At 69.3% G+C, this 23,449-nt stretch carries 23 protein-coding genes; 10 read left to right on the top strand and 13 right to left on the bottom strand.

Features of this window, described 5'->3' with window-relative positions; translation table 11 throughout:
- Positions 1-330: 330 nt before the first annotated feature.
- Both B4589_RS07685 and B4589_RS07680 read right to left on the bottom strand, forming a co-directional pair.
- Complete coding sequence (locus B4589_RS07685) at positions 331-2,151, bottom strand: S9 family peptidase (RefSeq protein WP_079233714.1); 1,821 nt, start codon at positions 2,149-2,151, stop codon at positions 331-333.
- Between the two features lie 50 nt (positions 2,152-2,201).
- Entirely contained in the window at positions 2,202-2,639 is a 438-nt protein-coding gene (locus B4589_RS07680) for a hypothetical protein (RefSeq protein WP_079233713.1), read from the bottom strand.
- A gap of 94 nt (positions 2,640-2,733) precedes the next feature.
- Here B4589_RS07680 and B4589_RS07675 point away from each other — a divergent pair, with 94 nt between their 5' ends.
- Both B4589_RS07675 and B4589_RS07670 read left to right on the top strand, forming a co-directional pair.
- On the top strand, positions 2,734-3,114 hold the full coding sequence (locus tag B4589_RS07675; protein ID WP_158081152.1) for a VanZ family protein: 381 nt from the start codon (positions 2,734-2,736) through the stop codon (positions 3,112-3,114).
- Positions 3,115-3,158: 44 nt separating this feature from the next.
- Positions 3,159-4,238: an archaeosine biosynthesis radical SAM protein RaSEA gene (locus B4589_RS07670; protein ID WP_079233711.1), complete on the top strand. Its 1,080-nt coding sequence runs from the start codon at positions 3,159-3,161 to the stop codon at positions 4,236-4,238.
- Between the two features lie 582 nt (positions 4,239-4,820).
- Here B4589_RS07670 and purQ read toward each other — a convergent pair.
- A complete protein-coding gene (gene purQ, locus B4589_RS07665) occupies positions 4,821-5,498 on the bottom strand; it encodes a phosphoribosylformylglycinamidine synthase I (RefSeq protein ID WP_079233710.1) in 678 nt (225 codons plus the stop codon).
- A 55-nt stretch (positions 5,499-5,553) separates the two neighbouring features.
- Positions 5,554-5,811 carry a phosphoribosylformylglycinamidine synthase subunit PurS gene (gene purS, locus B4589_RS07660; RefSeq protein ID WP_079233709.1) on the bottom strand — a complete coding sequence of 86 codons (258 nt, stop codon included), beginning with the start codon at positions 5,809-5,811 and terminating at the stop codon, positions 5,554-5,556.
- 163 nt (positions 5,812-5,974) lie between these two features.
- On the opposite strand from purS, the gene B4589_RS07655 reads away from it, so the two are divergent.
- On the top strand, positions 5,975-6,229 hold the full coding sequence (locus tag B4589_RS07655; protein ID WP_176330510.1) for a hypothetical protein: 255 nt from the start codon (positions 5,975-5,977) through the stop codon (positions 6,227-6,229).
- A 9-nt stretch (positions 6,230-6,238) separates the two neighbouring features.
- Here B4589_RS07655 and B4589_RS07650 read toward each other — a convergent pair whose 3' ends face one another.
- Entirely contained in the window at positions 6,239-7,483 is a 1,245-nt protein-coding gene (locus B4589_RS07650) for a PQQ-binding-like beta-propeller repeat protein (RefSeq protein WP_176330509.1), read from the bottom strand.
- Between the two features lie 39 nt (positions 7,484-7,522).
- Positions 7,523-8,563: a phosphoribosylaminoimidazolesuccinocarboxamide synthase gene (locus B4589_RS07645; RefSeq protein ID WP_079233707.1), complete on the bottom strand. Its 1,041-nt coding sequence runs from the start codon at positions 8,561-8,563 to the stop codon at positions 7,523-7,525.
- A 156-nt stretch (positions 8,564-8,719) separates the two neighbouring features.
- Between B4589_RS07645 and cofH the strand changes: the two genes are divergently transcribed.
- The 3 genes from cofH (at position 8,720) to B4589_RS07630 (ending at position 11,764) form a co-directional block, all read left to right on the top strand.
- The gene (gene cofH / locus B4589_RS07640; RefSeq protein WP_176330508.1) at positions 8,720-10,069 is read left to right on the top strand and encodes a 7,8-didemethyl-8-hydroxy-5-deazariboflavin synthase subunit CofH; all 1,350 of its coding nucleotides are present in this window, start codon (positions 8,720-8,722) and stop codon (positions 10,067-10,069) included.
- 76 nt (positions 10,070-10,145) lie between these two features.
- The gene (locus B4589_RS07635) at positions 10,146-10,634 is read left to right on the top strand and encodes an Lrp/AsnC family transcriptional regulator (protein ID WP_079233705.1); all 489 of its coding nucleotides are present in this window, start codon (positions 10,146-10,148) and stop codon (positions 10,632-10,634) included.
- Positions 10,631-11,764, top strand: a complete 1,134-nt coding sequence (locus B4589_RS07630) for a pyridoxal phosphate-dependent aminotransferase (RefSeq protein ID WP_079233704.1) — start codon at positions 10,631-10,633, stop codon at positions 11,762-11,764. Before B4589_RS07635 ends, B4589_RS07630 begins: the two co-directional genes overlap by 4 nt.
- Before the next feature lie 7 nt (positions 11,765-11,771).
- Here B4589_RS07630 and B4589_RS07625 read toward each other — a convergent pair whose 3' ends face one another.
- Entirely contained in the window at positions 11,772-12,653 is an 882-nt protein-coding gene (locus B4589_RS07625) for a mechanosensitive ion channel family protein (RefSeq protein WP_079233703.1), read from the bottom strand.
- Between the two features lie 147 nt (positions 12,654-12,800).
- Here B4589_RS07625 and B4589_RS07620 point away from each other — a divergent pair, with 147 nt between their 5' ends.
- Positions 12,801-13,058, top strand: a complete 258-nt coding sequence (locus B4589_RS07620; protein WP_176330507.1) for a hypothetical protein — start codon at positions 12,801-12,803, stop codon at positions 13,056-13,058.
- On the opposite strand, the gene cofG is transcribed toward B4589_RS07620, so the two are convergent.
- Positions 13,059-14,225, bottom strand: coding sequence for a 7,8-didemethyl-8-hydroxy-5-deazariboflavin synthase subunit CofG (gene cofG, locus B4589_RS07615; protein WP_143414289.1), 1,167 nt, complete (start codon positions 14,223-14,225; stop codon positions 13,059-13,061). It abuts the gene before it with no gap.
- A gap of 112 nt (positions 14,226-14,337) precedes the next feature.
- On the opposite strand from cofG, the gene B4589_RS18145 reads away from it, so the two are divergent.
- A complete protein-coding gene (locus B4589_RS18145) occupies positions 14,338-14,466 on the top strand; it encodes a hypothetical protein (protein WP_255246054.1) in 129 nt (42 codons plus the stop codon).
- Between the two features lie 54 nt (positions 14,467-14,520).
- Here B4589_RS18145 and B4589_RS07610 read toward each other — a convergent pair whose 3' ends face one another.
- The 4 genes from B4589_RS07610 to B4589_RS07595 form a co-directional block, all read right to left on the bottom strand.
- A complete protein-coding gene (locus B4589_RS07610; protein WP_079233701.1) occupies positions 14,521-16,833 on the bottom strand; it encodes a nitric-oxide reductase large subunit in 2,313 nt (770 codons plus the stop codon).
- A gap of 100 nt (positions 16,834-16,933) precedes the next feature.
- Positions 16,934-17,545: a 2-phospho-L-lactate guanylyltransferase gene (gene cofC / locus B4589_RS07605; protein ID WP_079233700.1), complete on the bottom strand. Its 612-nt coding sequence runs from the start codon at positions 17,543-17,545 to the stop codon at positions 16,934-16,936.
- A gap of 15 nt (positions 17,546-17,560) precedes the next feature.
- On the bottom strand, positions 17,561-18,751 hold the full coding sequence (locus B4589_RS07600; RefSeq protein ID WP_176330506.1) for a tubulin/FtsZ family protein: 1,191 nt from the start codon (positions 18,749-18,751) through the stop codon (positions 17,561-17,563).
- Positions 18,752-18,893: 142 nt separating this feature from the next.
- Positions 18,894-21,653: an AAA domain-containing protein gene (locus tag B4589_RS07595; protein ID WP_079233698.1), complete on the bottom strand. Its 2,760-nt coding sequence runs from the start codon at positions 21,651-21,653 to the stop codon at positions 18,894-18,896.
- Positions 21,654-21,885: 232 nt separating this feature from the next.
- Between B4589_RS07595 and B4589_RS07590 the strand changes: the two genes are divergently transcribed.
- Together B4589_RS07590 and B4589_RS07585 are read left to right on the top strand one after the other, a co-directional pair.
- Entirely contained in the window at positions 21,886-22,200 is a 315-nt protein-coding gene (locus B4589_RS07590; RefSeq protein WP_079233697.1) for a type II toxin-antitoxin system HicB family antitoxin, read from the top strand.
- A 2-nt stretch (positions 22,201-22,202) separates the two neighbouring features.
- Entirely contained in the window at positions 22,203-22,454 is a 252-nt protein-coding gene (locus tag B4589_RS07585; protein WP_079233696.1) for a type II toxin-antitoxin system HicA family toxin, read from the top strand.
- A 27-nt stretch (positions 22,455-22,481) separates the two neighbouring features.
- Here B4589_RS07585 and B4589_RS07580 read toward each other — a convergent pair whose 3' ends face one another.
- A complete protein-coding gene (locus B4589_RS07580; protein WP_079233695.1) occupies positions 22,482-23,294 on the bottom strand; it encodes an aminoglycoside N(3)-acetyltransferase in 813 nt (270 codons plus the stop codon).
- Positions 23,295-23,449 lie beyond the last annotated feature (155 nt).

Raw genomic sequence — 23,449 nt, 5'->3', positions numbered from 1 at the left:
TGGTCTGACGGACGGCGACGAATAGATTATTAAATATGACCGATCAATAGAACATCCGTGACAGAGAACAGTGCCCCCCATCCGATTCTGGTGTTAGGGATCGGGTTCGTCACCATGGTCGTCGGCGCCTTACTCCTGGGACCGCTGGGAGCAGTCTTGGGGTTGGTCATCGGGATGATCCTATTCGTTCTCACTTCTCGTGATGTGCAGAGCGCCAGTGAGTGAATATCGAGAAGGAAGCAGACTCGCTGACTACCCGATTCACAGGGGCTATTCACCGAGAGATACCGGATCCCCTCCCGAACAACGAACTCCCGCGACGACCGACTGTTACAGCCGTCGATCCAGGAACTCCCCGATCAGCCCGAACGCCCGCACTTTCTGCTCGGCGTCGGAACTGCCGTGACCCTCCTCTTCGAGTTCCTCGTACTCGAACTCGCCGTCGGGGCCCTCCTCCCAGCCGCGGTCCAGCAGCGCGTCGCGGAACACGCGCGCCTGCGACACCGGGCAGCGCGGGTCGTTGACACCGTGGACGACGAACACCGGCGCCTCCATGTCCCCGACGTGGGTGATCGGCGAGCGATCCCGCCAGAGCGCCTCGTTCTCCTCGGGGTCGCCGAGCTGCTGTTCCAGCGTCGCCTGGAAGTGGGGCATCGACTCCTCGTACAGCAGCTTCAGGTCGGTGATGCCGATCCACGCGACGCCCGTCGTCCAGATTTCGGGATGCATCGTGAGCTGGCAGTACGCCGAGTAGCCGCCGTAGGAGCCGCCGAACACCGCCAGTCGGTCCGCGTCGACGAACTCGCGGTCGGCCAGCCAGCGGCCGCCGGCGGCGATGTCCTCCTGCTCGGCGCCGCCCCAGTCGCCGAGGATCGCCTGCTGGAACTCCCGCCCCCGGCCGATCGAGCCGCGGTAGTTCGGCAGTAGCACCGAGTACCCCTCGCTCACGAGGAACTGGGCGTAGAGGTCGAACCGCTGCATCGACTGGCCGTGCGGGCCGCCGTGGACCTTCACGACGCCCGGCGTCTGCTCACTCTCCTCGCCCGTGGGCCGGTCCCGCGCGTCGTACAGCAGCGCGCCGACCTCGAGGCCGTCCGCGGACTCGTAGGTGACGTACTCGGCGTCGACGAACGCGTCGGGGTCGATGTCGCCGTAGTCGGGTTCGATCAGCGTCTCGGTCGTCCCGCCGTCGTACGCCAGCAGCGACGAGCGCGTGTCGGGCGTCGTCTGGGTGAACACGGGGCGGCCGTCCGCGAGGAAATGCTCGCCGCCAGCGAGCGAGGCGACGCCCTCCGCGAGGTCGAGGCGCTCCGGCCCGCCGCCGTCGACGTCGTAGACGATCGGCGCGCGGCCGGCGTTCTCGCTGCGCAGGACGTACGCCCGGTCGCCGTCGGGGCCGAACGCCTGTGGGCTCTCCTCGGCGTCGCCGGCGCTGAGCCACCGGACTTCGTCGCGTTCGAGGTCGTAGACGCCGGCGTTGGTGAAGTCCTCGGTGTCGTCGCGCACGAGCAGGCGCTCGCCGTCGGGGTGCCAGTCGACCGCCGCGGTCTGGGAGCCCGTCTCGCCGATCTCGAGCCGGCGGCTCTCCCCCGTCTCGAGCTCCTGCACGTACGCGTCGCGGTTCTCCATCGCCTCCGTCTCGTTGGTCGTGTAGGCGATCCGGTCGTCGTCGGGCGAGAAGCTCCCGCCGCGAACGGGCTCGTCGTTCTCGGTCAGCTGCTCGGACCCGCCGCTGTCGGGGTCGAACAGGTAGAGGTTCATCTGCTCGCCCTCGTCGCTGGCGTACAGCAGGCGGCCGTCGTCGGCCACGTCCTGCAGCGACGCCTGGCCGGGCGTCTCGATCACGGGCTCGGCGTCGCCGTCGAGGTCGATCGCCCAGACGTCGTTCTGCTCGTCGCCGGCGTCGTCGAGGTGGAAGAACACGCGGTCGCCGTCGGCGTCCCACGCGATGGGCCAGCGCGCGGCCCGAGGGACCTCGCCGTCGCTGATCCGACGGCGCTCGCCGCTCTCGACCTCTTGGACGTACAGCTCGTTCCGGCCGGTGCCGTCGTAGTAGAACGCGATCCGCTCGCCGTCGGGCCCCACGCGGGGGTGGTGGAACTCGGGGAGGCGCGCCAGTTCTTCGGGGGTGAACCGTTTCTTACCGCTCATCGTTCGCGAGTACGGGGGACGTGTGAAAGTTCCTGTGAATCCGGTGAAAGCTACGCGGCGTCCGTTCCGTCGTCCTCGTCGCTGGCCGCCGTGTCGTTCGATCCGGTGTCGTCGGTCCCCGTCTCGTCAGTTTCGGTGTCGTTCGCCGTCCCGTCTTCGTCGCTGTCACGGTCGCTGCTGGCCGTTTCGCTCCCGGCGGCGTCGACGGTCCGATCCGTCGTCGCTCGCGCGCCGCTGGGTGGGTTCTGCGCCGCGGCGATGCGTTGCTGGGCGTGGGCGATGCGCTCGGCGGCGACGACTAGACGATAGAACAGCCACAGCACGACCGCCAGAACCGCCAGCCAGACGACGCTGTAGACGACGAAACCGAGGAACCCGACCGCGCCGGGGCCCCCGAGTAGGGCCAGCAACAGGAGAACGATCAACGCGCCCACGGCGACGGTAATCAGCAGATTGCGGTTCTCCGAGAGGGTGGAGGGCTCGGACATGGACGGGTGTTCCGCGCCGGACGAGATAAATCCACCCCCAGCGTCGACAGCCCGGTCGCACAACGGCTTTGGACCCGTCGTTCCACCCACGGGTATGGACGCTCGTCGCTGGCTCCCGGTTGCCGTCGGGGTCGCCGTTCTCGCCGCCTCGCTCGTCCCGGGCAGTGCGGGCGCGGGTGGCGGCACCGTCGGCCCCGTCGGCGTCGACAAACTCCTCCACGTCGCCGGCTACGCGGTGCTCGCCGTCGCCGCGCTGGTCGCGCTGCGTGCCCGAACCGCCCGGAGCGTGATCGCCGTCGTGGTCGTCGTGACCGCCTTCGGCGGCGTCGTGGAGCTCCTGCAGGGGTTCGTTCCGGGGCGGGGGATCTCCGTCCTCGATTTGGTCGCCGACGCCGTCGGTGCCGTGTTGGGCGCCGTGGGATGGTGGGTTCTCGGGCGGCCCCCCGGTATCGCCGCCGTCGAAGCCGAGGAGTAACGCCGCGTCGAAGCCGTTTTCCGCGTGCCCGGCGGAGCCAGGCCATGAGCAGCGAGCCGACGCCCGAAGTGTACGAGCGCGGGCGGGGGATGGACGCGCACAACCAGGCCATGCGCGACATCCGCGCGGAGAACGACCAGAGCTACGACCCCCGCGAGCCCACCCGGGTGTGGATCGACGAGGACAACACCCCTGACGGGGTGTACCAGAGCCTGACGATCATCCTCAACACCGGCGGCTGTCGCTGGGCGCGGGCGGGGGGGTGTACGATGTGTGGCTACGTCGCCGAGTCCGTCGAGGGCGGCAGCGTGAGCCACGACGCGCTGATGGAGCAGATCCAGCACTGTCTCGACCACGAGGCCGAGGAGGCCGACGACGAGTCGGGGCTGATCAAGATCTACACCTCCGGCTCGTTCCTCGACGAGCGCGAGGTGCCCGCCGAGACGCGGCAGGCGATCGCCGATACGTTCGCGGATCGGGACCGGATCGTCGTCGAGTCGCTGCCGGACTTCGTCGACCGCGAGAAGGTCCGGGAGTTCACGGACCGCGGCATCGAGACGGACGTCGCGGTGGGGCTGGAGACTGCGACCGACCGCGTGCGCCACGACTGCGTGAACAAGTACTTCGACTTCGCGGCGTTCGAGGACGCCTGCGTGGAGGCGCGGGCGGGCGACGCCGGCGTGAAGGCGTACCTGCTGATGAAGCCGCCGTTCCTCTCGGAGAAGGAGGCGCTGGAGGACATGCAGTCCAGCGTCCGGCGCTGTGGCGCGGTCGATGGCTGTCACACCGTCTCGATGAACCCCTGTAACGTCCAGCGCTACACGATGGTGGACGAGCTGTTCTACGAGGGCGGCTACCGGCCGCCGTGGCTCTGGTCGGTCGCGGAGGTGCTGCGGACGACGACGGACGTCGACGCGATCGTGGTGTCGGACCCCGTCGGCCACGGGTCGGATCGCGGCCCGCACAACTGTGGCGAGTGCGACGACCGCGTGCAGCGCGCGATCAAGGACTTCGACCTGCGGCAGGACCCCTCGGTGTTCGAGCAGGTCGAGTGTGAGTGTGAGTTCACGTGGGAGCTGGTGCTGGAGGAGGAGCAGTCGTTCAACATGCCGTTAGCTCGGTAGTTTTCGGGTTTGGTGGTCTGGTCGGTGTTTCTGGCTTGGTTTTGAGCGTTGAGACGGCGACCGCGGACAGCAACACGCTGATCATCGAGACTGTGACCGCGAACAGCATCTCGATCGTAGACCACTTGTGACCGCACCGCCCCGCACAGCCCATACACCTCCCCAGCCGACTCTCTCGCTCACGTCCGTTCGCTCGTTCGTCCCTCGCGCTGGCTCGCGGCCGTCGCCGCTCGCGTTTCGCGCCGACAGTCGTGGCGGTGCGGTCGCGGTGGACGCGAGGGCTCGCCAACGGTCGGCGAGCCCGTGGGGAGGATGGCGCGGCCGACCGACGGGAGGCCGCGGAAAACCGAGCGGGGAACGGAGTGACCCGCGAGGATGCGGGGAAGACCATCGCTGTGCGGTCGCGGTTGCGGTACAAGTGGTCATGCTTCGAGATGCTGTTGCGGTCGCAGCCGTCATGGAGTACCGAGATGCTGTTGCGGTCGCAGCCGTCATGGAGTACCGAGATGCTGCTACTGTTGCTGTTCGAGTCGTCGATAACCCCGGGTCGTCGAAGAAACGCCCAAAACGCCCCGAAACCTCCTACGCCAGCCCCTCCAGAACGCCCTGCCCGTCCGTACTCCCGCCCAACTCCGCCAACGAAGCCCGCTCCGGATGCGGCATCAACACGGCCACGTTCTCGCGCTCGCCCAGCACGCCCGCGACGTTCCCCTTCGAGCCGTTGGGGTTCGCCTCGTCGGTCACCTCGCCGTCGGCGTCGCAGTAGCGGAACAGCACGCGGTCCTCCTCGACCAGTTCCTCGTACGCCGCGTCGTCGATCTCGAACCGCCCCTCGCCGTGAGCGATCGGGAGTTCGATCACCTCGCCCTCGTCGTACGCCGCAGTCCAGAGCGTCTCGGCGTTCTCGACGCGAAGGAACACGTCCTCACACTGGAAGCGCGCGCTGCGGTTCGTGGTGAACGCCCCCGGGGTGAGCCGGCTCTCGCTGCCGATCTGGGCACCGTTACAGACACCGAGCACGGGCGTCCCGTCCGCCGCGGCCGCGCGAACCTCGTTCATGATCGGCGAGTGGGCGGCCATCGCGCCCGCCCGGAGGTAGTCGCCGTAGGAGAACCCGCCGGGGAGGACGACTCCCTCCGTCCCCGTTGGGAGGCCGTCCTCGTGCCAGACACGCTCGGCGTCGATGCCGACGCGGTCGAGCGCCCGCACTGCGTCGCGGTCGCAGTTCGAGCCGCCGAACTGGACGACTGCGACCGTCACGAAAACCACCTCCGGGTGGTGGAACCCTGTCGGTCGCAGTCGGAGGCCGAGACAGTCATCCGGCTCGTTCCTCCACCGCCACGTCGTAGTCGTGCAGCGTCGGGTTCGCGAGCAGCCGCTCGGCCATCTCGTCGGCGCGCTCGGCGGCGGCGTCGGCGCTCTCGGCCTCCAGATCCACCTCGAACTGGTCGGCCGAGCGCAGATCCGCGAGCTCGAACCCCAGCCGCTCCAGCGCCTGCTGGGTCGTGTCGGCCTCCGGATCGAGCACGCCGCGCTTCAGCCGCACCGTCACCGTCGCGGTGTAGGCGGTCATCGACTGAGTATGTTCGTCCGTGCGTAAAAGGGGTTGTGGTCGTCGACGTGTATGCATATTCGTGGGTATCGGGAGCCGTCGAGTCGTGGTTCGGCGTCCTCAGTCGGGGCGGTCGGCTCGGCCGCTTTTCAGTCTGAGACGTGTAGGGAGGAGTGCGATGACGATGCGATCTCTCAGTTACTACGACAAGGTACTGGTCGCGATCGCTGTCTCTCTGGGTGGGGGGTCTGCCGTTGGCGCGCTGACCGACGTCGAGTTCCGACTCGGGTTGCTCGGCGGTGCTCTCCTCGCGACGCTGTTCATCTACGACGCCGTGTTCCGGCGGCCGCCCCAGCCCGGGTCGGGATCGCAGACCCGGCAAGCCGCGGTCGTCTGGCATCTCTTCCTCGCCCTGCTGTTCCTCCCCTCGCTGCTCTGAGACCGGGGTTCACCCGAGCCGGTAGATCCCGTACTCCCCGTCGACGCCCGCGGGGAACAGCACGCCGTCGTCGGCGAGCGCGACGCCCGTTCCTTCGGTGACGAGCGGTTCGTCGGCGGCGGTCCGGAGCGGCACCGTCCGGCGGACCTCGCCGCTGGCGGCGTCGACACAGAACAGCACGTCCTCCTCGATCGATCCGTCGTACCCCATCGCGTACACCGTCCCGCCGCCGACGGCGACCCGGTGGTCGACCGTCGGGCCGAGGCCGGTCGACCAGTCGGTCTCGCCGGTGTGGGTGTCGAACGCGAGGAGGCTATCGTCCGTGTCGCTGACCGCGTAGACGCGGCTGTGGGCGACCGACGGCGCGACCTGCCCGCCGGGGACCTGTCGCTGCCAGCGCTCGGCGTCGTCGCCCCGGGGGATCGCTTGCAGAAGCCCCTCCGAGCCCATCACTGCGACCACCGCGTCGCCGACGACCGGCGCGTCGTACCCCGGTTCGGGGACGCTCTCCTGCCAGCGAACGCTCCCGTCGGCGGCGTCGACCGCGTAGAGCGTTCCGTCACCCTCCGCGAACACGGTCGACTCGGTGGCCGCGACCGGGCCGGGCGGGTTCGACAGGTCGTCGGCCGCCCAGCGGCACTCGCCGGTCACGCCGTCGAGCGCGAGCAGTCGCCGTCCGGGGAGGTACACCGTCTCCCCAACGGCGGTCGGGACGCCGTCGCCGCTGCCGGCGGCGTACTCCCACCGCAGTTCGGCGGACCGGCGATCGACGGCGACGGTCGTCCTGCCCCGCGAGAGCAGCGCCGTCTCCCCGTGAATCGTCGGCGCCGCGGGCACGTCGCCGTCCTCCCACTGCCGCTCCCACCACGATTCGCCGTCCCGCCCGGTCGCCGCGAACCCGCGAGTCCGGCCGTCGTCGGCGTAGGACACCGTCGTCGCGTACACCGCCTCGGAAGTCACCGCCGGCGCGGTGTCGCGGAACTCGCCGCCGCCGCCGCCGACGCGTTCGATCGTCGGCTCGGCGGCGATATCGGGGGCCGTCTCCCGGTATCCGGTCCGGCGGGCGTCGTGGCCGAGCGTCGGCCACGGCTCCGGCGGCTCGCCGAGGGTGGCGTCGCTGTGGTGGGTGTGTGGGTCGTCGTACAGTCGTCGAATCCGGCGGACGGTCGTACAGCCGGCCAGCGACGACGCGGCGGCGACGCCCGTCGCGAGCGCGGCGCGTCGGCCGATCGGGCTGTCGGTGGAGGGCAGCACACCCGGAACCCGCGGCCCGACCGGCAAAAGTTTTGAGCGTTACAGCCCCCGCACGGCGTCGACGGCGTCCTCGATAGCGGGCGCCTCGAACCACTCCCGTCCCGTGTAGGCGTTCGTCCCGGCGGCGTACATCTCGCTGGCCGTCTCTCGTACGTCTGCTGGGAGATCGGCGGGCGTCTCCTCGCAGAACGACTTCCAGTCCGCGACGCCCTCCGCGTCGGCGAGGGTTTTGGCGTCTTTCACGGCGGCGACCCAGTCCGGGTCGTAGGACTTGTAGAACTGCCGGAGCACCTCCTTCGACAGTTCCTGCCCGTCGTACGCGAAGCGGTTCTCGTCGAACGTGCCCGCCACGTCCGCCACGCGCACCTCGCCGTCGACCCAGAGACACTCGATCTTGCCGTCCTCGTGGACGAACCCCGTCTCCGCGGCGCGGTCGGTGATCGTCTCGTTCACCGCGAGCGCGGTCTCCCGCAGGTCGTCGAGGTCTGCGCGGCCGGCGATCCGCTCGGCTTCGGCCTCGTCGAGGTAGCGGTCCTGCTCCTCGAACTTCGTGGAGAACTCCACGATCGGTTCGGGCAGCGACACCGCCTCGTCGGGCCAGCGAGGGCGGTCGAGTCCCACGTCCTCGGGCTCCTTGCGACTGCGCAGGCTGGAGCCGACGGGCACCTCGTTCCGGAACACGATCTCCAGCGGGACGAGGTAGTGGTCCCCGGCCGCGGCGTGGAACTGGTCGTACTCGTACCCGTCCTCGCCGTGGGTGAGCTCCGGCACGGCCGTGAGGTCGATCGCCATCTGCCGGGGCGGGCCGTCGACGGCCGCGAGGTCGCGCGCCGCCGGCGCCGCCTCGCCGGCGTCCTCGGGTGCGACGACGCCGCGGTAGTGGGTCGCCACGCCGTTGTCGGCCAGCCGTTCGAAGTTGTCCGCGCCCATCGTGCAGAGGCTCCGACCCTTCTCGGGGATCGTGTCGGGCATCGGCCCCCAGTCGAACACGGAGTAGTCGTCGGTGAACACGAACCGCCCCCGGCCGAGCTCGTCGTCGGTCGGCGCCCGGTCGACGCGGAACTCCTTGACGCTAGTCACACGCGGAGCGGGGGCGGCAGCGACCTTCAATCTTCACATCGATGGGCAGGACCCCTCCGTTTCGCGTGGAGCTATACACGGTCGTGGGTCGAGAGGGTCACACGACCAGGTCGCCCCCACCGCACGGTTTTTGGCGCTCCGTGGCCCCCTCCCTGTATGACCACGGCGGCGGATCTCGACGACGGGGCGCTCGAGTTCGACTGCGTCCCCGAGAGCGACCAGTCCTTCGAGAACGCGCTCGCGAAAGCCGCCGACGGGGAGCGACTCACCGTCGACGACGCCGTCGAACTGCTGACCACGGGCACCGAGTCGCCGGGGATCGACGCCGCGCGGAAGGAGCGCGTGCTCGAACTCGCGGACCGCCGGCGCGCCGAGGAAGTCGGCGACACCGTGACGTTCGTCGCCAACCTCAACAACAACGTCACGACCGCCTGCAACACCGGCTGTCTGTTCTGTAACTTCAAGAACCCCGACAGCGCGTTCGAGAAGGGTTCCGACGTCGAGCACACGGGGTTCACGAAGACGCCCGCCGAGAGCCGCGAGGCGGTTCAGGACGGCCTCGACCGCGGGATCTACGAGGTCACCTCGGTCTCGGGCCTCCACCCCGCGTTCGCGCTGGACGGGGAACACCGTGAGATCCTCGAGAGCTACGATAATCCGGCGAAAACGGTGAACTACAAGCCGCCCGAGCGGTACGAAACCGACCCCGGGACGTACGTCGAGCAGCTGGCGGCCATGTCGGTCGGCGGCGTCCACCTCCACTCGATGACGCCGGAGGAGGCGTACCACGCCCGCCGAGGGACCGACCGCTCCTACGAGTCGATCTACCGCCGACTCCGCGAGGCGGGGCTGGATTCGGCGCCCGGCACGGCCGCGGAGATCCTCGTCGACGAGGTGCGCGAGGTGATCTGCCCGGGGAAGATGGACACCGCGGCGTGGGTCGACGCGATGGAGGGCGCCGCCGCGGCGGGGCTGCCCGTCACCTCGACGATGATGTACGGCCACGTCGAGAACGAGATGCACCGCGCGAAACACCTCAAGGTCATCCGCGACCTGCAGGACCGCACGGGTGCGATCACTGAGTTCGTCCCGCTCTCCTTCATCCACCAGCAGACCCCCCTCTACGAGGCGGGCGTCGTCGACGGCGGCGCCAGCCGCGACGAGGACGAGCTCGTCGTCGCCGTCGCGCGCCTGTTCCTCGACAATATCGACCACATCCAGTCCTCGTGGGTGAAATCCGGCGACGAACACGGGCTCAAACTGCTGAACTGCGGCGCCGACGACTTCATGGGCACCATCCTCTCCGAGGAGATCACCACCCGCGCCGGCGGCGAGCACGGCGAGTTCCGCAGCGTCGCCGACTACGTCGAGATGGTGGGCGCCATCGGCCGGCCGCTCGCGGAACGCTCCACCGACTACGAGCGGACTCGCCGCGTCGAGATGGACGGCGGCCCCTACGGGCCGGAGTTGGGACCGCGTGCGGACGGGACGCCGTTACTGGACTGATCGCCCCGCCGCCGCCCGGCCGGAGCCGCTCCCACGCCCGAGCAAGACCTTTGGGTCCCGGCCCCGACCCCGACGTATGACCGACCAGCGCGAACTGCTGGAGCTCCTGCTCGAGGACGCCAGACAGTCGACCGCCGACCTCGCCCGCCAGACCGGCCACACCGAGGCCGAGGTCGAGGAGGCAATCGCCGACCTCGAAGCCGCGGGCGTCGTCCACGGCTACCAGGCGGTCGTCGACTGGGCCAACGCCGACGAGGAGCACGTCGAGGCCCACGTCGAACTCAACGTCGAACTCGACCGCGAGACGAAGTACGACGATATCGCGGGCCGGATCGCGAACCATCCCGAGGTGGAGACGCTGCGGCTCGTTTCCGGGGACTACGACTTCTCGGCGGTCGTCGTCGGCGACTCGATGCGGGACGTGTCGGGCTTTGTCGCGGACCGGATCGCCCCGATCCCGGAGGTGACTCAGACGGTGACCCACTTCGTGATGGAGACGTACAAGGACCGCGGCGTCGACTTCGGCGACGACCGCGACGACGACCGGCTCTCCGTCTCGCCATGAAGGTCGCCGACCGCGCCCGCGAGACGCCGCCCTCGGGCATCCGGAAGTTCTTCGAGTTGGCCGAGGAGGCCGACGACGTGATCTCCCTCGGCGTCGGCGAACCCGACTTCTCGGCGCCGTGGGCCGCCCGCGAGGCGGCGATCCACGCGCTCGAACGCGGCCGCACCTCCTACACCGCCAACCGCGGGCGGGCCGACCTCCGGCGGGGGATCGCCGACCACGTCGCCCGGTACGATCACGACTACGACCCCGAGAGCGAGATCCTCGTCACGGCCGGCGCGAGCGAGGCGGTCGATCTGGCGATGCGCGCGCTGGTCGACCCCGGCGACACCGTCGCCGTCCCGCAGCCGTCCTACATCTCCTACGGGCCGGCCGCCACGTTCGCCGGCGCCGACGTGCTCCCGGTACCGACGCGGGCCGAGGACGCGTTCGAACTCACGATCGACGCGCTCCGCGACGCCGGCGCGGGGGCGGCGGACACGCTGATCTTCTGCTACCCGAACAACCCCACCGGCGCGGTGATGGACGCCGACGCGCTCGCCCCCGTCGCCGAGTTCGCCCGCGAGCACGACCTGACGGTGATAGCCGACGAGATCTACGCCGCGCTCACCTACGGCGGCGAGCACGACTCCATCGCGACGCTGCCGGGGATGCGCGGGCGAACGGTCGTGATCGGCGGCTTCTCGAAAGCGTACGCGATGACGGGGCTGCGGCTGGGCTACGCGCTCGCGCCGCCGGAGGCGATCGAGGCGATGAACCGGATCCACCAGTACACGATGCTCTCGGCGCCGACGACCGCCCAGTTCGCGGGGCTCGAAGCGATCCGGTCCTGCGACGACGCGGTCGCGGAGATGCGCGACGCCTACGACCGGCGCCGGCGCTACGTGCTCTCGCGGTTCCGGGAGATGGGACTGGACTGCTTCGAGGCCGAAGGGGCGTTCTACGTGTTCCCCGAGTGTCCGGGCGACGACGAGGCGTTCGCCGAGGACCTGCTGACCGAGGAGGGCGTCGCGGTCGTCCCGGGCAGCGTGTTCGGCGAGGGTGGCGAGGGCCACCTCAGGGTTTCCTACGCGACCGGGATGGACGAGCTTCGCGAGGCGACCGCCCGGATCGAGCGCTTTCTCGACTGAGCGCCGATCAGTCCGCCGCCTCCTCCGCGGCGTGTTCGGTCACGTCGACCTCGCCCACCAGCTGGCGGTGGACGTACGGCATGTCGATCCCTTCGTCGTCGAATCGTTCCTTCACGGCCTGGACCGCGGAACTGCGGACCGCGACGTAGTCGCCGCGGTCGGGGTCGTCGATCCAGAACCGCGCCTGAATGCCGACCGCGGAGTCGCCGAGTTCGGTGACGCGGGTGTCCGGTGCCGGCTCCGTCAGCACGCCGTCGACGGAACTGATCTCCTCGATTATCGCCTCGCGAGCGAGGTCGATGTCGTCGTCGTAGCCGATGCCGAACACGAACTTCTGGCGAAGCCGCTCGTAGGCGACGGGGTTCGTGATCGCGTTGTTCGCGAGGTCGCCGTTGGGGACGGTGATGCGCTCGTTGTCGAACGTCCGCACCGTCGAGACGCGGAGGTCGATCTCCTCGACGCGGCCGGACATGTCGTTCCACTCGATCCAGTCGCCCACCTCGAACGGTTTGTCCTTGATGATGAACACGCCGGCGACGAAGTTGCCGACGAGATCCTGTGCGGCGAAGCCGATCGCGAGCGCGAGCGCGCCCGACAGCGTCGCCGCGGCGGTGAGGAAGCTGGGGAAGCCGGCGGCCATGAACGCGACGGCGACGGCCGCGAACAGCACCAGCACGTTGGCGACGCTCTTGGTCAGTCCGCGCAGCGCCTCGGTGAACCCGCGCGCCTTCAGCACGCGCAGCAGCAGCGGGATCAGAACGACCCGCCCGATCAACAGCGTCACGAGCAGGCCGGCGACGAACGCGACGGCCTTCCCCGCCAGCATCGACAGCGAGTAGCCGAACAGTTCGCCCGTGAGGCCGAACTGGAGCGGTAGGTGTGGCTGCATGGACGGCATCAACACCGCCCGCCGCAAAGAGCTACTGGCCCCGGAACGACCCTGCTCCGTTCGTCTCGCGGTCGGTGACGGCGGAACAGCTTGACGTGCGCCGAGTACGCGGTGCACAACTATGCGCGTGGCGCCCCAAGCGCCGGTATGGACCGGGAGATCAAGCTCAACGAGCTCGACGCGGCGCTGGCCGAACTCGACTACCCGACCGACCGCGCGGCGGCCGTCGACGCCTGCGAGGGCGTGACGCTGCTGCTCGCCGACGGCACCGAGCAGTTGGCGGACGTGATCGCCGACTCGGGTGAGGACCGCTTCGACTCCGCGGCGGATCTGGCGAGCGAGGTGATGAGAACCCTCCCCCAGCACGCGGTTGGCGAACCCTACCAGTCCGAAGGCGAGGGGTAGCTACTCCGGCACCGACAGCGGTCCGTCACGCCGCGCGACCGCCCGGAACCGTTCGCCGTGGGCGTCGTCGTCGGCGATACGTTCGCGGATCGGCTCCGGGAGCCACTCGTCGCCGTTCGCTGGCGGGTCGGCGACTCGGCTGTCGAACCCCTCCCGGCGCAGGTCGGCCGGGAGGTAGCGGTCGTACGTCGGCAGGCGCTCGTACAGCGGCACGCCCGCCGCGTCGGCGATCTCACGCAGTTCGCGCAGCGCGGGCCACTCGTAGTCGGGGTTGATGTAGTCGTCCGTGATCGGCGAGACGCCGCCGAGGTCGTCGACGCCGCAGTCCAGTAGCTCCCGGGCGGGCGAAAGGTTCGGCGGCACCTGCACGGAGATCTCCTCCGGCAGCGCGACGCGGGCCATCGCGACCGCGCGGCGCATCGTCTCGAGGCTCGGTTTCTCGAAGTCGGACCGCTCGTTCGGGACGACGTTCTGGACGATCACCTCCTGGACGTGGTCGTACCGCTCGTGGAGCTCGCGGATCGCGAGCAGGCTCGCCGCGCGGTCGCGCCACCCCTCGTCAATGCCGACGAGGATGCCCGTCGTGAACGGGACGCCGAGTTCGCCGGCGTTGCGGATCGTGTTGAGACGCTGGCCGGGCGTCTTGCGCCGGCCGCCCGAGTGGGCCTGCACGTCGGCGGTCGTCTCCAGCATCACACCCATCGAGGCGTTCACGTCCGCGACTTCGGCCATCTGCTCGCGGGTCTGGTCGCCGGGGTTGGCGTGGGGGAGCAGCCCCTCCTCCAGTGCGATCTCGCAGGCCTCGCGGAGGTACTCGTGGATCGAGTCGTGGCCCCACTCCGCGAGCTGCTCGTGGATCGCGGTGTAGCGGTCGTCGGGGTCGTCGCCGAACGTGAACAGCGCCTCCGTACAGCCCGCGTCGGCGCCGATCCGGCACTCCTCGCGGATCTCCGCGGGCGACATGAGTTCGGCCTCCCCCGGCACGTCGTAGTAGGTGCAGTAGGTGCAGGTGTAGCGGCAGGCCGTCGTGAGCGGGATGAACACGTTCCGCGAGAAGGTGAGCGCGTCGGCCGCCGCCACGTCGTCGGGCGTGACGCCGAGCAGGCGGTCGATCTCCGTCTCGGGGATCGAGAGGTCGATGCCGTACTCGTCGGCGGCCGGGATCACGGATCGAGGTGGCGGGGCGACGGGTATGAAGCTTTCCGGTAGGGAGCCACGGGGGTTCCCGACCCCCTCTCGCCACTACGTTTTTGCGTTTCAGCGGCCAACCCATCCCCGTATGTCAAGCTTCGAGACGTACGACTGCGTGGCGTGTGACACGACGTTCCGCGCCTACCCCGACGCGAACGCGACGGAGGGACCGTACTGCTCGCCAGCCTGTGAATCGGACGCGAAGAACCTCGCGTAGCCGAACAGTCCGCCCGCCGCCGGCACGTCTCGCGGACTCCGTGAACCCGGTGGCTCAGTCGTCCGGGAGCTCCTCGTCCCCGTCGTCCGCGCCGAAGATCCGCCGCGAGATCGGCGTGCCGCCGGCGACGTCTGCGACCTGCTCGCGCTTGACGAACCGCTTTTTCAGCACGTCGTAGCAGAACACTCCCGTCCCGGCGACGAGCAGGAGGTCGCCCGGCAGCCGCGCCCAGAACAGCGCCTGCACGATCTCCTGGTTGTAGAACGCCAGCGACCGGCCGGCGTCGTACCCCTGGGTGAACACCGTCTCCAGCTGGAGGAACCCGACCGGGATGTCCCCGATCAGCACCATCCACGCGAGGCCGACGTTCCACAGCCAGAACGCCCGCTTCAGGTTCGTCGGGTCCCACTCCCCGGGTTCGGTCGTGAACCGGAGCATGTACGTCGCCATCCCCAGCGCGAGGAAGCCAAAGGCGCCGAGCATCGCCGCGTGGGCGTGGGCGACGGTGAGGAACGTGCCGTGCTCGTAGTAGTTGACTAGCGGGAGGTTGATGAAGAAGCCCAGCACCCCGGCGCCGACGAAGTTCCACACGCCCGAGGCGACGATGAACATGAAGGGGAGCTTGTGGGGGAACTCCTCGCCGGCGGTGGCGTAGGTGCGGTACTCGTTGGTCGCCTCGAAGAGGATGAACACCAGCGGGATGAACTCCAGCGTGGAGAACACGCTGCCGATCGGGACCCAGTACTCCGGCAGTCCGATCCACCAGTAGTGATGGGAGACGCCGATGATGCCCGAGCCCATCACCAGCAGCGCCTCGACCATCACCGCCTTCTCTGCGCTGGCCCGCGAGAGGAGGTTCATCGACACCAGCGCCAGCCCGATGACGGCGACGATGAAGAACTCGAACACGCCCTCGACCCACATGTGGACGACCCACCAGCGCCAGAACTCCGTCATCACCATCGACGTCGTCGGCGTGTACAGCATGCTCGCCGTGAACAGCAGGCCGATGGAGCCGCCGGCGTAGAGGATGAGGTGGGCCAGCCCGTACCGGGACTCCCGTTCGAGTAGCGGCCGGAACCCCCGCCAGACGATGCCCGTCCAGAGCGCGAACCCGAGCAGGAGGCCGACCTGCCAGAGCCGCCCGATCTCGAGGTACTCCAGCCCCTCGTTGCCCAGGATCCACCAGAGCTCGCCGTCGATGTAGCCGTGGGAGCCGAGCCAGATGCCCGCGAACCCGCCGACGACAACGACGAACAGCGCGCCCAGCAGCACGTTGATCAGCGTCTTCTGTCCGTCGGGCTCCTGGCCGGTGAACAGCGCCGGGAGGAACAGCCCGATCCCGATCCACAGCGTCGTGATCCACAGCACCGCGAGGTCGATATGCCACGCCTTCGTGATCGAGAACGGGATCAGGTACAGCAGGTTCACGCCGAGCGCGTCGGCGATGCCGTAGAACCCGCCGCGCTCGATGTAGTAGTGGGCCATCAGCCCGCCCAGCAGCACCTGCGCGAGAAAGAGGAGCGCCGCGACCGGGATGAACCGCGCGGCGGCGAACTGGCTGGGGTACATGGTGATCTCCTCGGGCGGCGGCACGTCGATGCCGCCGGACTCGGGCTCCGGCAGTTCGAGCGCGCGGTAGAGCCAGATCCCGATCCCGGCGCCGGCGACGAGCACGATCATGGCGACGACGCTCCAGATCATCGACGACGCCGGCGCGGTGTTGCCGGCGGCGGGGTTGTACGGCCACTCGTTCGTGTAGGAGATCTCCCCGCCCGGGCGGTCGACGGAGGCGAACCAGGCGGTCCAGAGCGCGAAGTCGGCGAAGCGCTCGGCATCGTCCTCGGACTCGACGAAGTTCGCCGGGATCCCGTGCTCGCGCGACCCCTCGTGGTACCGCTCGACGTAGTCCGCCCGGACCTGTTCGAACGCGTACGCCTCGGCGGCGGTCAGTTCGACCGTCTCCCCGAACCCGCCGTCCTCGATCTGTCGCTCGACGGCGTCGTCGACGACGGCGCGTTGGGCGTTGTCGAGCTCGGCGTAGGCGGTGTCGTACCGCTCCCGGGCGACGTACGCCCGCATGTGTTCGGTCATGCGGTCGAGCGCGTCGGCCGTGTAGTCCGCGTCGAAGTACGCGCCGTTACCCAGGATCGACCCCTGGTTCATGAACCCGTTCCGCTGGAAGGCGGCTTTCCCCTCGGTGATCCCCTCCTCGGTGACGACGGGGTCGCCGTCGGGCCCGACGAACTGCCCGGGTCGGTCGGGGGACTGTTGGTACGCGAAGAAGGCCCCGGCCGACATCACGACCAGATTGACCACGAACACGACGACGAGCGCCCGTGCGAGCGTCCGGCGTGAGACCTCCATGCGTCGAACTGGCACGCTAACGACCTTTTAGGTTGGGTCCGGAACCCAGTTCGTGGGAACCGGGCAGCGACCCCCCGAGGCGGCGAGCCCGCTCCCCCGCTTACTCCCGAACCACGTCGACCCGGCCACCGTCGATAGCCAACTCGAACCCCGCGTCGACCAGCCAGTCCCGCGCGGCGCCGCCGCCGTGGAGCAGTAGCTCCGCGAGGTCCTCGGGTTCGTCGATATCGACCGCGACCAGCCGGGAGTCGACCTCCCGAACCGAGAGCCCTTCCTCGCGGGCGATCGCGAGGTGGTCACGGTAGGAGGCGCCGTGGTAGTCGACGCGGAACGCCGTGTCGCGGGCGAGGAAGGCGTTGGTGCCGCCGCCGAGGCCGGCGGCGATGGCGAGATCCGCCGTCGAGTCCAGCAGGTCCGCGAGCGCGGCCGGCGTCGCGAGCGCGAGGTCGGCCATCACCACCGCGGTCGGCGCCGTGTCGAGGCGGTCGTTCACCGCGGGCGTCAGCGACCGCTCGTCGGTTTCGACCGGCACGTCGACGTCGACCTCACCAGTCGCGAGCACGGTCACGTCCAGCTCCTGGGGGACCGCCGCGAGCGCGTCGAGCACGTCACGCAGCATCGCCGCCGAGAACTCGCGGCGCTCCGCGGGCGTGAGCACGTCGGCGAGACGGGTCTTCGGGCGGTCGGCGGAGAAGGGGACGACGGCGTGCACGAGGGGCGGGGCTGCTCAGAACAGCGACTCGAGTTCGTCGTCGTCGTCGTTGACGAGCTCGTCGAGGTTCTCCTCGCTCTCCTCCTCGATATCCTCGATGTTCTCCTGGGCCTCGATGGCGACCTGCTGGAGCTCCTTGATCCGCGGGACGTTGTTCACGCCCGACAGCAGGATCACGCTGGCGACGAAGTTCGCGCCGGGGACCGGGTAGTCGCCGCCGCGGACCTCCATCGAGCCCGTCTGCTCCTCGAGCCACTTCCGGCCGCGCTCGATCCCTTTGCGGTTGAGGTACTTCGGCGGGCCGGCCATCACCAGCAGCGCGCGCTCGGTGCCCTCGATCTCGCAGGGAAGGGTGAGCCGGCCGAGCGCGGCCTTCCGGACGAGGCTGGTGATGCGGTTGGTGGTGTGGGCAGTGTCGAGCTCCTCGTCCTCCTCGCCGCCGGTGAGCCGCGAGAGGAGGCCGCCGCCGCCACCGCCGCCGCCGGCGTTCTCGACCTCCTCGCGGGCGTAGCCGACGGTGGAGACGCCGCCGCCGGAGAGCGTGTTGATGATCTCCGAGGAGTCGACGACGCTCTCGGCGACCTCGCCACCCTGCTCGACCTCGCCGGCGCCGAACAGGATGCCGAACCGCTTGACGATCTCCTCGTTGATCTGGTCGTAGCCGCCCTGGACGGACTCGCCGGTTTTGCGCCAGGCGTCGTTGTCGAACACGAGGAGGTTGTCCACCTCGCGGACGAACGTCTGGAAGGATCGCGCCGCGTTGAGGGTGTAGATCCCCCCCTCGTCGGAGCCCGGCAGGATCCCCATCCCGTAGACGGGTTCGGTGTAGATCCGTTTGAGGTGTTTGGCGATCACGGGTGCGCCGCCGCTCCCGGTGCCGCCGCCGAGCCCGGCGATCACGAGGAACGCGTCGACCTCGTGGACCGGGATGGAGTCGATGGCGCCCTGCACCTCGTCCATGTCCTCCTCGGCGATCTCCGCGCCGAGCTCGTTGTCGGCGCCGACGCCGTGGCCCTTCACCCGGGACTGCCCGATGAGCACGCGTTGGCTCTCCGGGATGTTCTCCAGCCCCATCAGGTCGGCCTTGGCGGTGTTGACCGCGACAGCGGCCCGGACGATGTCCGAGCCCTGTTCGGCGTCGTAGCCGACGAACTTGTCGACGATCTTCCCGCCGGCCTGGCCGAAGCCGATCATTGCCAGCTTCATGCGTGCGCTCCCCTCATCGTTGATCGGGAGTGACGGGGAACCCGGACAAAAGGCTTGTGGGCCAGACCAACGCTGACCCGCGAAATCCCGGTGGAACGACCCCGGAATGGTTCGTTTACGTTCGCCGATTGATGCGTTTAGTCTATCTGTGTGCCCAGTCGAGCATTCGTTCGTAGAACGGGTCCGACGCGAGCGCGCCCGGGTCGCCGACCAGGACGAGCGACTTCTTCGCCCGCGTGAGCGCGACGTTCATCCGTCGCGGGTCGTCGTAGATCGGCCCCGAGAGCTCGCCCGTGGCGACGAAGGAGACGATGATGACCTCCTCGCTCGACCCCTGGAACCGGTCGACCGTGTCGACGGTGGTGTCGACGCGCCGGGAGATCTCCGCGACCTGAGCCCGGAACGGCGCGATCACGCCGATGTCGTCCTCGTCGACGCCCGCCGCGACGAACTGCTCGACGATCTCGGCGACGCGATCGGCCTCCGCGGGGTTGGTGTTCCCCTCGCGCTCCCCCTCGGGGTCGACGAAGGCGACCGGATCGCGCAGGGTCTCGGGGAGCGCCCCCGTATCGATCCCGGGGAGATCACCGATCCGCTGGGCCGCCACCTCGCCGTTCGCGGGCCGGAGCGCGCCGTCGTAGAACTCCCGGGAGGGGAACGCCTGGATGCGCTGGGCCATCCGGTACTGGCGGTCCAGCAGCACCGACGCCTCGGGCGCGAGGTCGTGCAGGCGCTCGAACAGCGAGGTCGAGAGGTCGAGCCGCGGCGTGCGGTCGTCTCCGGCTGCGTTCTCCGCCGCCGCGGTCCCGCCGTCCGCTGCCGCGGGGCTGCCGAACCCCTCGGTCCACTTCTCCCCGCCTTCGGCCTGCACGACGGGCGGGAGCTGTTCGTGATCGCCGACGAGCACGAACCGCTCGGCGAGGTTGATCGCCGCGAGCGTCGCTGGCTCGGTGAGCTGGGACGCCTCGTCGACCAGCGCCACGTCGAACGCCTCCTCGCGCATCACTCGGGAGCCACAGGAGGCCGTCGTCGCCGCGACGAGCGAGGCTTCCTTCAGTTCCGAGATGCGGTCGCCCGGATCGCCGGTCTCCTCGAGGTGGAGCTCGCTCATGTCCTCGCGGATGCCGGACTCGGTGCCGACGCGGACGATCTCGCTCCCGTCGACGCCGGCGTCGAGCACCGCTTCGAGCGCGTTGTCGACCGCGCGGTTGGTAAAGGCCGAGAGCAGCACGCGCTCGCCGTCCTCGATCAGCGCCTTCACCGTCCGTGCGATGGTGTACGTCTTCCCCGTCCCGGGCGGGCCGTGGACCAGCGCGAAGTCCTCGGCGCGGGTCGCGAGGTTGACGGCGTCGTTCTGGGCGTCGTTGTTGTCGATGTACTCCCGCTCTTCGCCCGAGAACTCCGGCTCCCGTCGACCGAACAGGGCGTCCTTCCGGTCGGGGTCGCCCTTCAGCACGCCGTCGTGGAGCGCGGTCAGCATCCGGTCGACCGAGAGCTCGGAGGGGTACACGTCCAGTCGCCGGACGTCGACGGGCTCGTCGGCCTCGACGACGATCTCGGCGCCGGCCTTCCCGCTGCCGAGGCTCTGGATCCGGCAGAGTTCGGCGTGGCCCGAGACGGGGTCGCCGTCGCTCGCGAGCGCCACGTCACCCTCGCGGAGTTTCGAGACGGCGTCGTCGGGTTTCTCCGCGCGCAGGCGCCAGCGCCCGCCGGGGAGTTCCTCGCGGCCGAGCGGTTCGAGGTTCAGCAGCGCGCGGTCGTCGTCGGCGCGTTCCTCGGCGTCCTGCTCCCAGAGCTTGCGGTACTCGGCGTGGACCTCGCGGCGTTCGGCCTCGATGGCCTGGTAGAACCCCTCGAAGTACGCGCGCTCCTCGGACGGCAGCGGTTGGCCGATCTGGCCGGCCTTCGACTCCTGATCGAGTCGGCCCGAGACGACCATGCAGGTGTCCTGCTCGAAGCAGTACTGGCAGGTCGCGTCGGCCTCGAACCCCGTGGGGATCGAGGTGTCGAACTCCATCGCCGCGAGCTCGTTTCGCGTGCGGACGACGAACTTCAGCAGCCCCGGGCCGACCGAGAACTCCTTCGCGGGCGCGAGGTCGCCGGTCGCCTCGCTGCGTTCGAGCGCGGTGTTCTTCGTGTAGAGCAGCGTGCCGGTGTCGGCCTCGACGCCCTGCTCCTCGAGCATCAGCGCGTAGCAGGCCGCCTGCATCTTGTCCTGGAACCGCGGCTCGCGTTTGGTGTTCTTCCCCGTCTTGAGTTCGACGGGCATCCCCCGCCGGAGCGCGTCGGCGCGGCCCTTCAGCCCGAACGTGGGTGAAATGAGCGTATACTCCGAGCGCCAGGTGTCCTCCTCGGTGAGGGTGCCCTGCTGGAGCCACCCCTCGACGGCGGCGGCGTTCCGGCGCACCTCGTTCTCGACCTCCTCGCGGTCGTAGCCGAGCGCACCGAGTTCGAGGCCGGCCTCCGCGACGCGGTGGTCGATCGACTCCTCCAGGTCCCGTCCCCGGAGCAGGTCGCCGAACACCTCGTGGACGACGGTCCCCTTCACGACGGGGTATTTGAGGGGAACGCCGGAGAGCTTGTTCAGGTAGTACATCCGCGGGCACTGCACCCACGAGCGCACGGCGGTCACGTCGACGAGGAACTCGGGTTCGAGAACGACCCACGAGTCGGGCGTGGTCTCGTAGGTGGTCTCGCCGCGGAACTCCTCGGCCTCGGCGTCGGTGACGAGCAGCTCCATCCCCTCCTCGGCGTAGTCGGCGGTCTCGGCCCACTTGTTCCACAGCGTCACCGTCGTCGCGTCGGCGGCGCCGCGCTCGGGCCGGATCGTGAGCTCGACGAGGTCGGCACCGCCCGCAGTCCGTGGCTCGCCCACGTCGACGATCGGTCCCCGGATTCGCATTGTGGGTAGGAGTGGGTCCCGGAGGTAAACGGTGTCGGTGCGGAGCCTCAGCGATGGTCGCTCATCCACTCGGCGGCGAACTGACTCGTGGGCCCACGCTGCAGACCCCCGACGTTACAGGGAATCGCCAGCCAGCGTTTCGACGACCCTCGTTCCGAGCCTCGGACGGGTGATTCTCCGGGTCTGAACATCCTCCCGAATCCTTTTGGCCCAGTGGGACCGATGTGTGAGCGTGAGCACCGACACGCCGAACGACGGCTCGGCGACCGACGACCCAGCGTCCCGTAACATCTCGCTGTCGTGGAACGAGGACGCCGAGAACTGGTCGGCCGTCGACGAAGATCTGGGGGTCGCTTCCGTCGGCGACACGCGTGAGGAGGCGTTGGCGATGCTCGACGAAGCGGTAGCCCTCCACACTGGTGAAGCAGGCCAGTCCATCGACTCCTGGGAGGAGGAAAAGGAGGTGCTGGAAGATCTCGGAATCGACCCGGACGAGGTCAAGGAAGCCCGGGATAGCGACACCGAGCTCCCTGATTTCATGCGGTAACGGTGGTCCGGAGGAATTTCCCCAGCCGCGACATCGTCAAAGTCCTCACCGACCACAACTACAGCCTGGTCGGACGCGAGGGGAGCCACGTTCGGCTGTGCTGGGACCCGCCAGAAGGACACAGCACCGAGGGACGGCTCGTCTCCGTCCCGGTCGGTCACGAGGTGGGTGGAGATACACTCCGGAACATCGCCGACCAGTGCGGTGCCGAAGATTTCGACGCCTTCTGTGCGTGGATCGACCGGAACCGGTGATCAGGGTTCGTTGAGCCGTCTGCCGACTCAGCGGTTGGTAGCGAGCCACTCGGCGCCGAAATCCACCAGCGCCGGCTGATCGACCAGTTTCGCCGTCGCCGCCCCGACGTCGCCCGCGACCACCGCGTCCGGATGCTCGCGCTCGAACGCCGCGCCGACCTCGGGGAAGTCGTCGCTGTCGTGTTCGATGTCGGTCCACTCGACCATCGTTCGCTCGTCGTCGCTGAGAACGGGTGCGGTCTCGGTGACCTCCCCGAGGTCGACGCCGCTGCGGTACTCCGCGAGGTGGAGCGAGGTGTTCGTTTCGTGGTCGATCCCGAGCATGAGCACCGAGCCGTCGCGCTCGTACACCTCCGCGAGCGGTGAGTTCTCGCCCATCGCGTTCTCGAAGCTGTGGTCCGCGACGATCGCCTCGGCGTCGCTGCCCCACGCCGCGAAGGAGTAGAGTGGGTGCCGGCTCCGCACGGCGTCGGGGTCGTCCCGGAAACACTCCGCGACCGCGCCCATCCCCCGGGTCGGCGTCACCGCGGGCCGGAACGGCGGCATCGAGTCGCGGATCTGATCGACCCAATCGTCCGGAACTGCGGGGTTCGTCCAGACCGACGGATCGCTGTACTGCGTCGAGTGCGTCGGCATGACGAGTGTGCCGTCCTCCGTCAGCACGCGCTGGAGCGCGTCGACGACGGCCTGTGGCCCGCCGGCGACCCAGCCGAGTTCCGAGAGCGCGCTGTGGACGAGGAGGGTGTCGTCCGACTCGACCCCGAGTTCGCGGAGGCCGGCGGCGATTCGATCGACGGTGACGGGGTCGTCGACCGCTTCGACGGCGGCGTGTTCGCTCATACTGTCGGGGCGGGTGCGCGGTATAGATGTCTTGTGGGGTGGAGCCGCCGCGGTTGGCCGTCACCGCGGAGGATCGACGACCGCCGCGGTTGACAGTCACCGTGACGGATCGACAACCGCCGCGTTCAAGCCGCCGACCCGCCTCTCTGGGGTTA

This window comes from Halolamina sp. CBA1230 (genome assembly GCF_002025255.2).
Taxonomy (GTDB): Archaea; Halobacteriota; Halobacteria; order Halobacteriales; family Haloferacaceae; genus Halolamina.
Note: the sequence above shows the minus strand (reverse complement) of the source record. Positions and strands in the feature narration are given on the sequence as shown.

Bases quoted from the DNA above. Each gene is read 5' to 3' on its own strand.
- B4589_RS07675 (WP_158081152.1), top strand. From the start codon at position 2,734: ATGGACGCTCGTCGCTGGCTCCCGGTTGCCGTCGGGGTCGCCGTTCTC.
- B4589_RS07670 (WP_079233711.1), top strand. From the start codon at position 3,159: ATGAGCAGCGAGCCGACGCCCGAAGTGTACGAGCGCGGGCGGGGGATG.
- purS (WP_079233709.1), bottom strand. From the start codon at position 5,811: ATGACCGCCTACACCGCGACGGTGACGGTGCGGCTGAAGCGCGGCGTG.
- B4589_RS07685 (WP_079233714.1), bottom strand. From the start codon at position 2,151: ATGAGCGGTAAGAAACGGTTCACCCCCGAAGAACTGGCGCGCCTCCCC.
- cofH (WP_176330508.1), top strand. From the start codon at position 8,720: ATGACCACGGCGGCGGATCTCGACGACGGGGCGCTCGAGTTCGACTGC.
- B4589_RS18145 (WP_255246054.1), top strand. From the start codon at position 14,338: ATGTCAAGCTTCGAGACGTACGACTGCGTGGCGTGTGACACGACGTTC.
- B4589_RS07620 (WP_176330507.1), top strand. From the start codon at position 12,801: ATGGACCGGGAGATCAAGCTCAACGAGCTCGACGCGGCGCTGGCCGAA.
- B4589_RS07630 (WP_079233704.1), top strand. From the start codon at position 10,631: ATGAAGGTCGCCGACCGCGCCCGCGAGACGCCGCCCTCGGGCATCCGG.
- B4589_RS07680 (WP_079233713.1), bottom strand. From the start codon at position 2,639: ATGTCCGAGCCCTCCACCCTCTCGGAGAACCGCAATCTGCTGATTACC.
- B4589_RS07610 (WP_079233701.1), bottom strand. From the start codon at position 16,833: ATGGAGGTCTCACGCCGGACGCTCGCACGGGCGCTCGTCGTCGTGTTC.
- B4589_RS07600 (WP_176330506.1), bottom strand. From the start codon at position 18,751: ATGAAGCTGGCAATGATCGGCTTCGGCCAGGCCGGCGGGAAGATCGTC.
- B4589_RS07635 (WP_079233705.1), top strand. From the start codon at position 10,146: ATGACCGACCAGCGCGAACTGCTGGAGCTCCTGCTCGAGGACGCCAGA.
- B4589_RS07595 (WP_079233698.1), bottom strand. From the start codon at position 21,653: ATGCGAATCCGGGGACCGATCGTCGACGTGGGCGAGCCACGGACTGCG.
- B4589_RS07625 (WP_079233703.1), bottom strand. From the start codon at position 12,653: ATGCAGCCACACCTACCGCTCCAGTTCGGCCTCACGGGCGAACTGTTC.
- B4589_RS07580 (WP_079233695.1), bottom strand. From the start codon at position 23,294: ATGAGCGAACACGCCGCCGTCGAAGCGGTCGACGACCCCGTCACCGTC.
- B4589_RS07655 (WP_176330510.1), top strand. From the start codon at position 5,975: ATGCGATCTCTCAGTTACTACGACAAGGTACTGGTCGCGATCGCTGTC.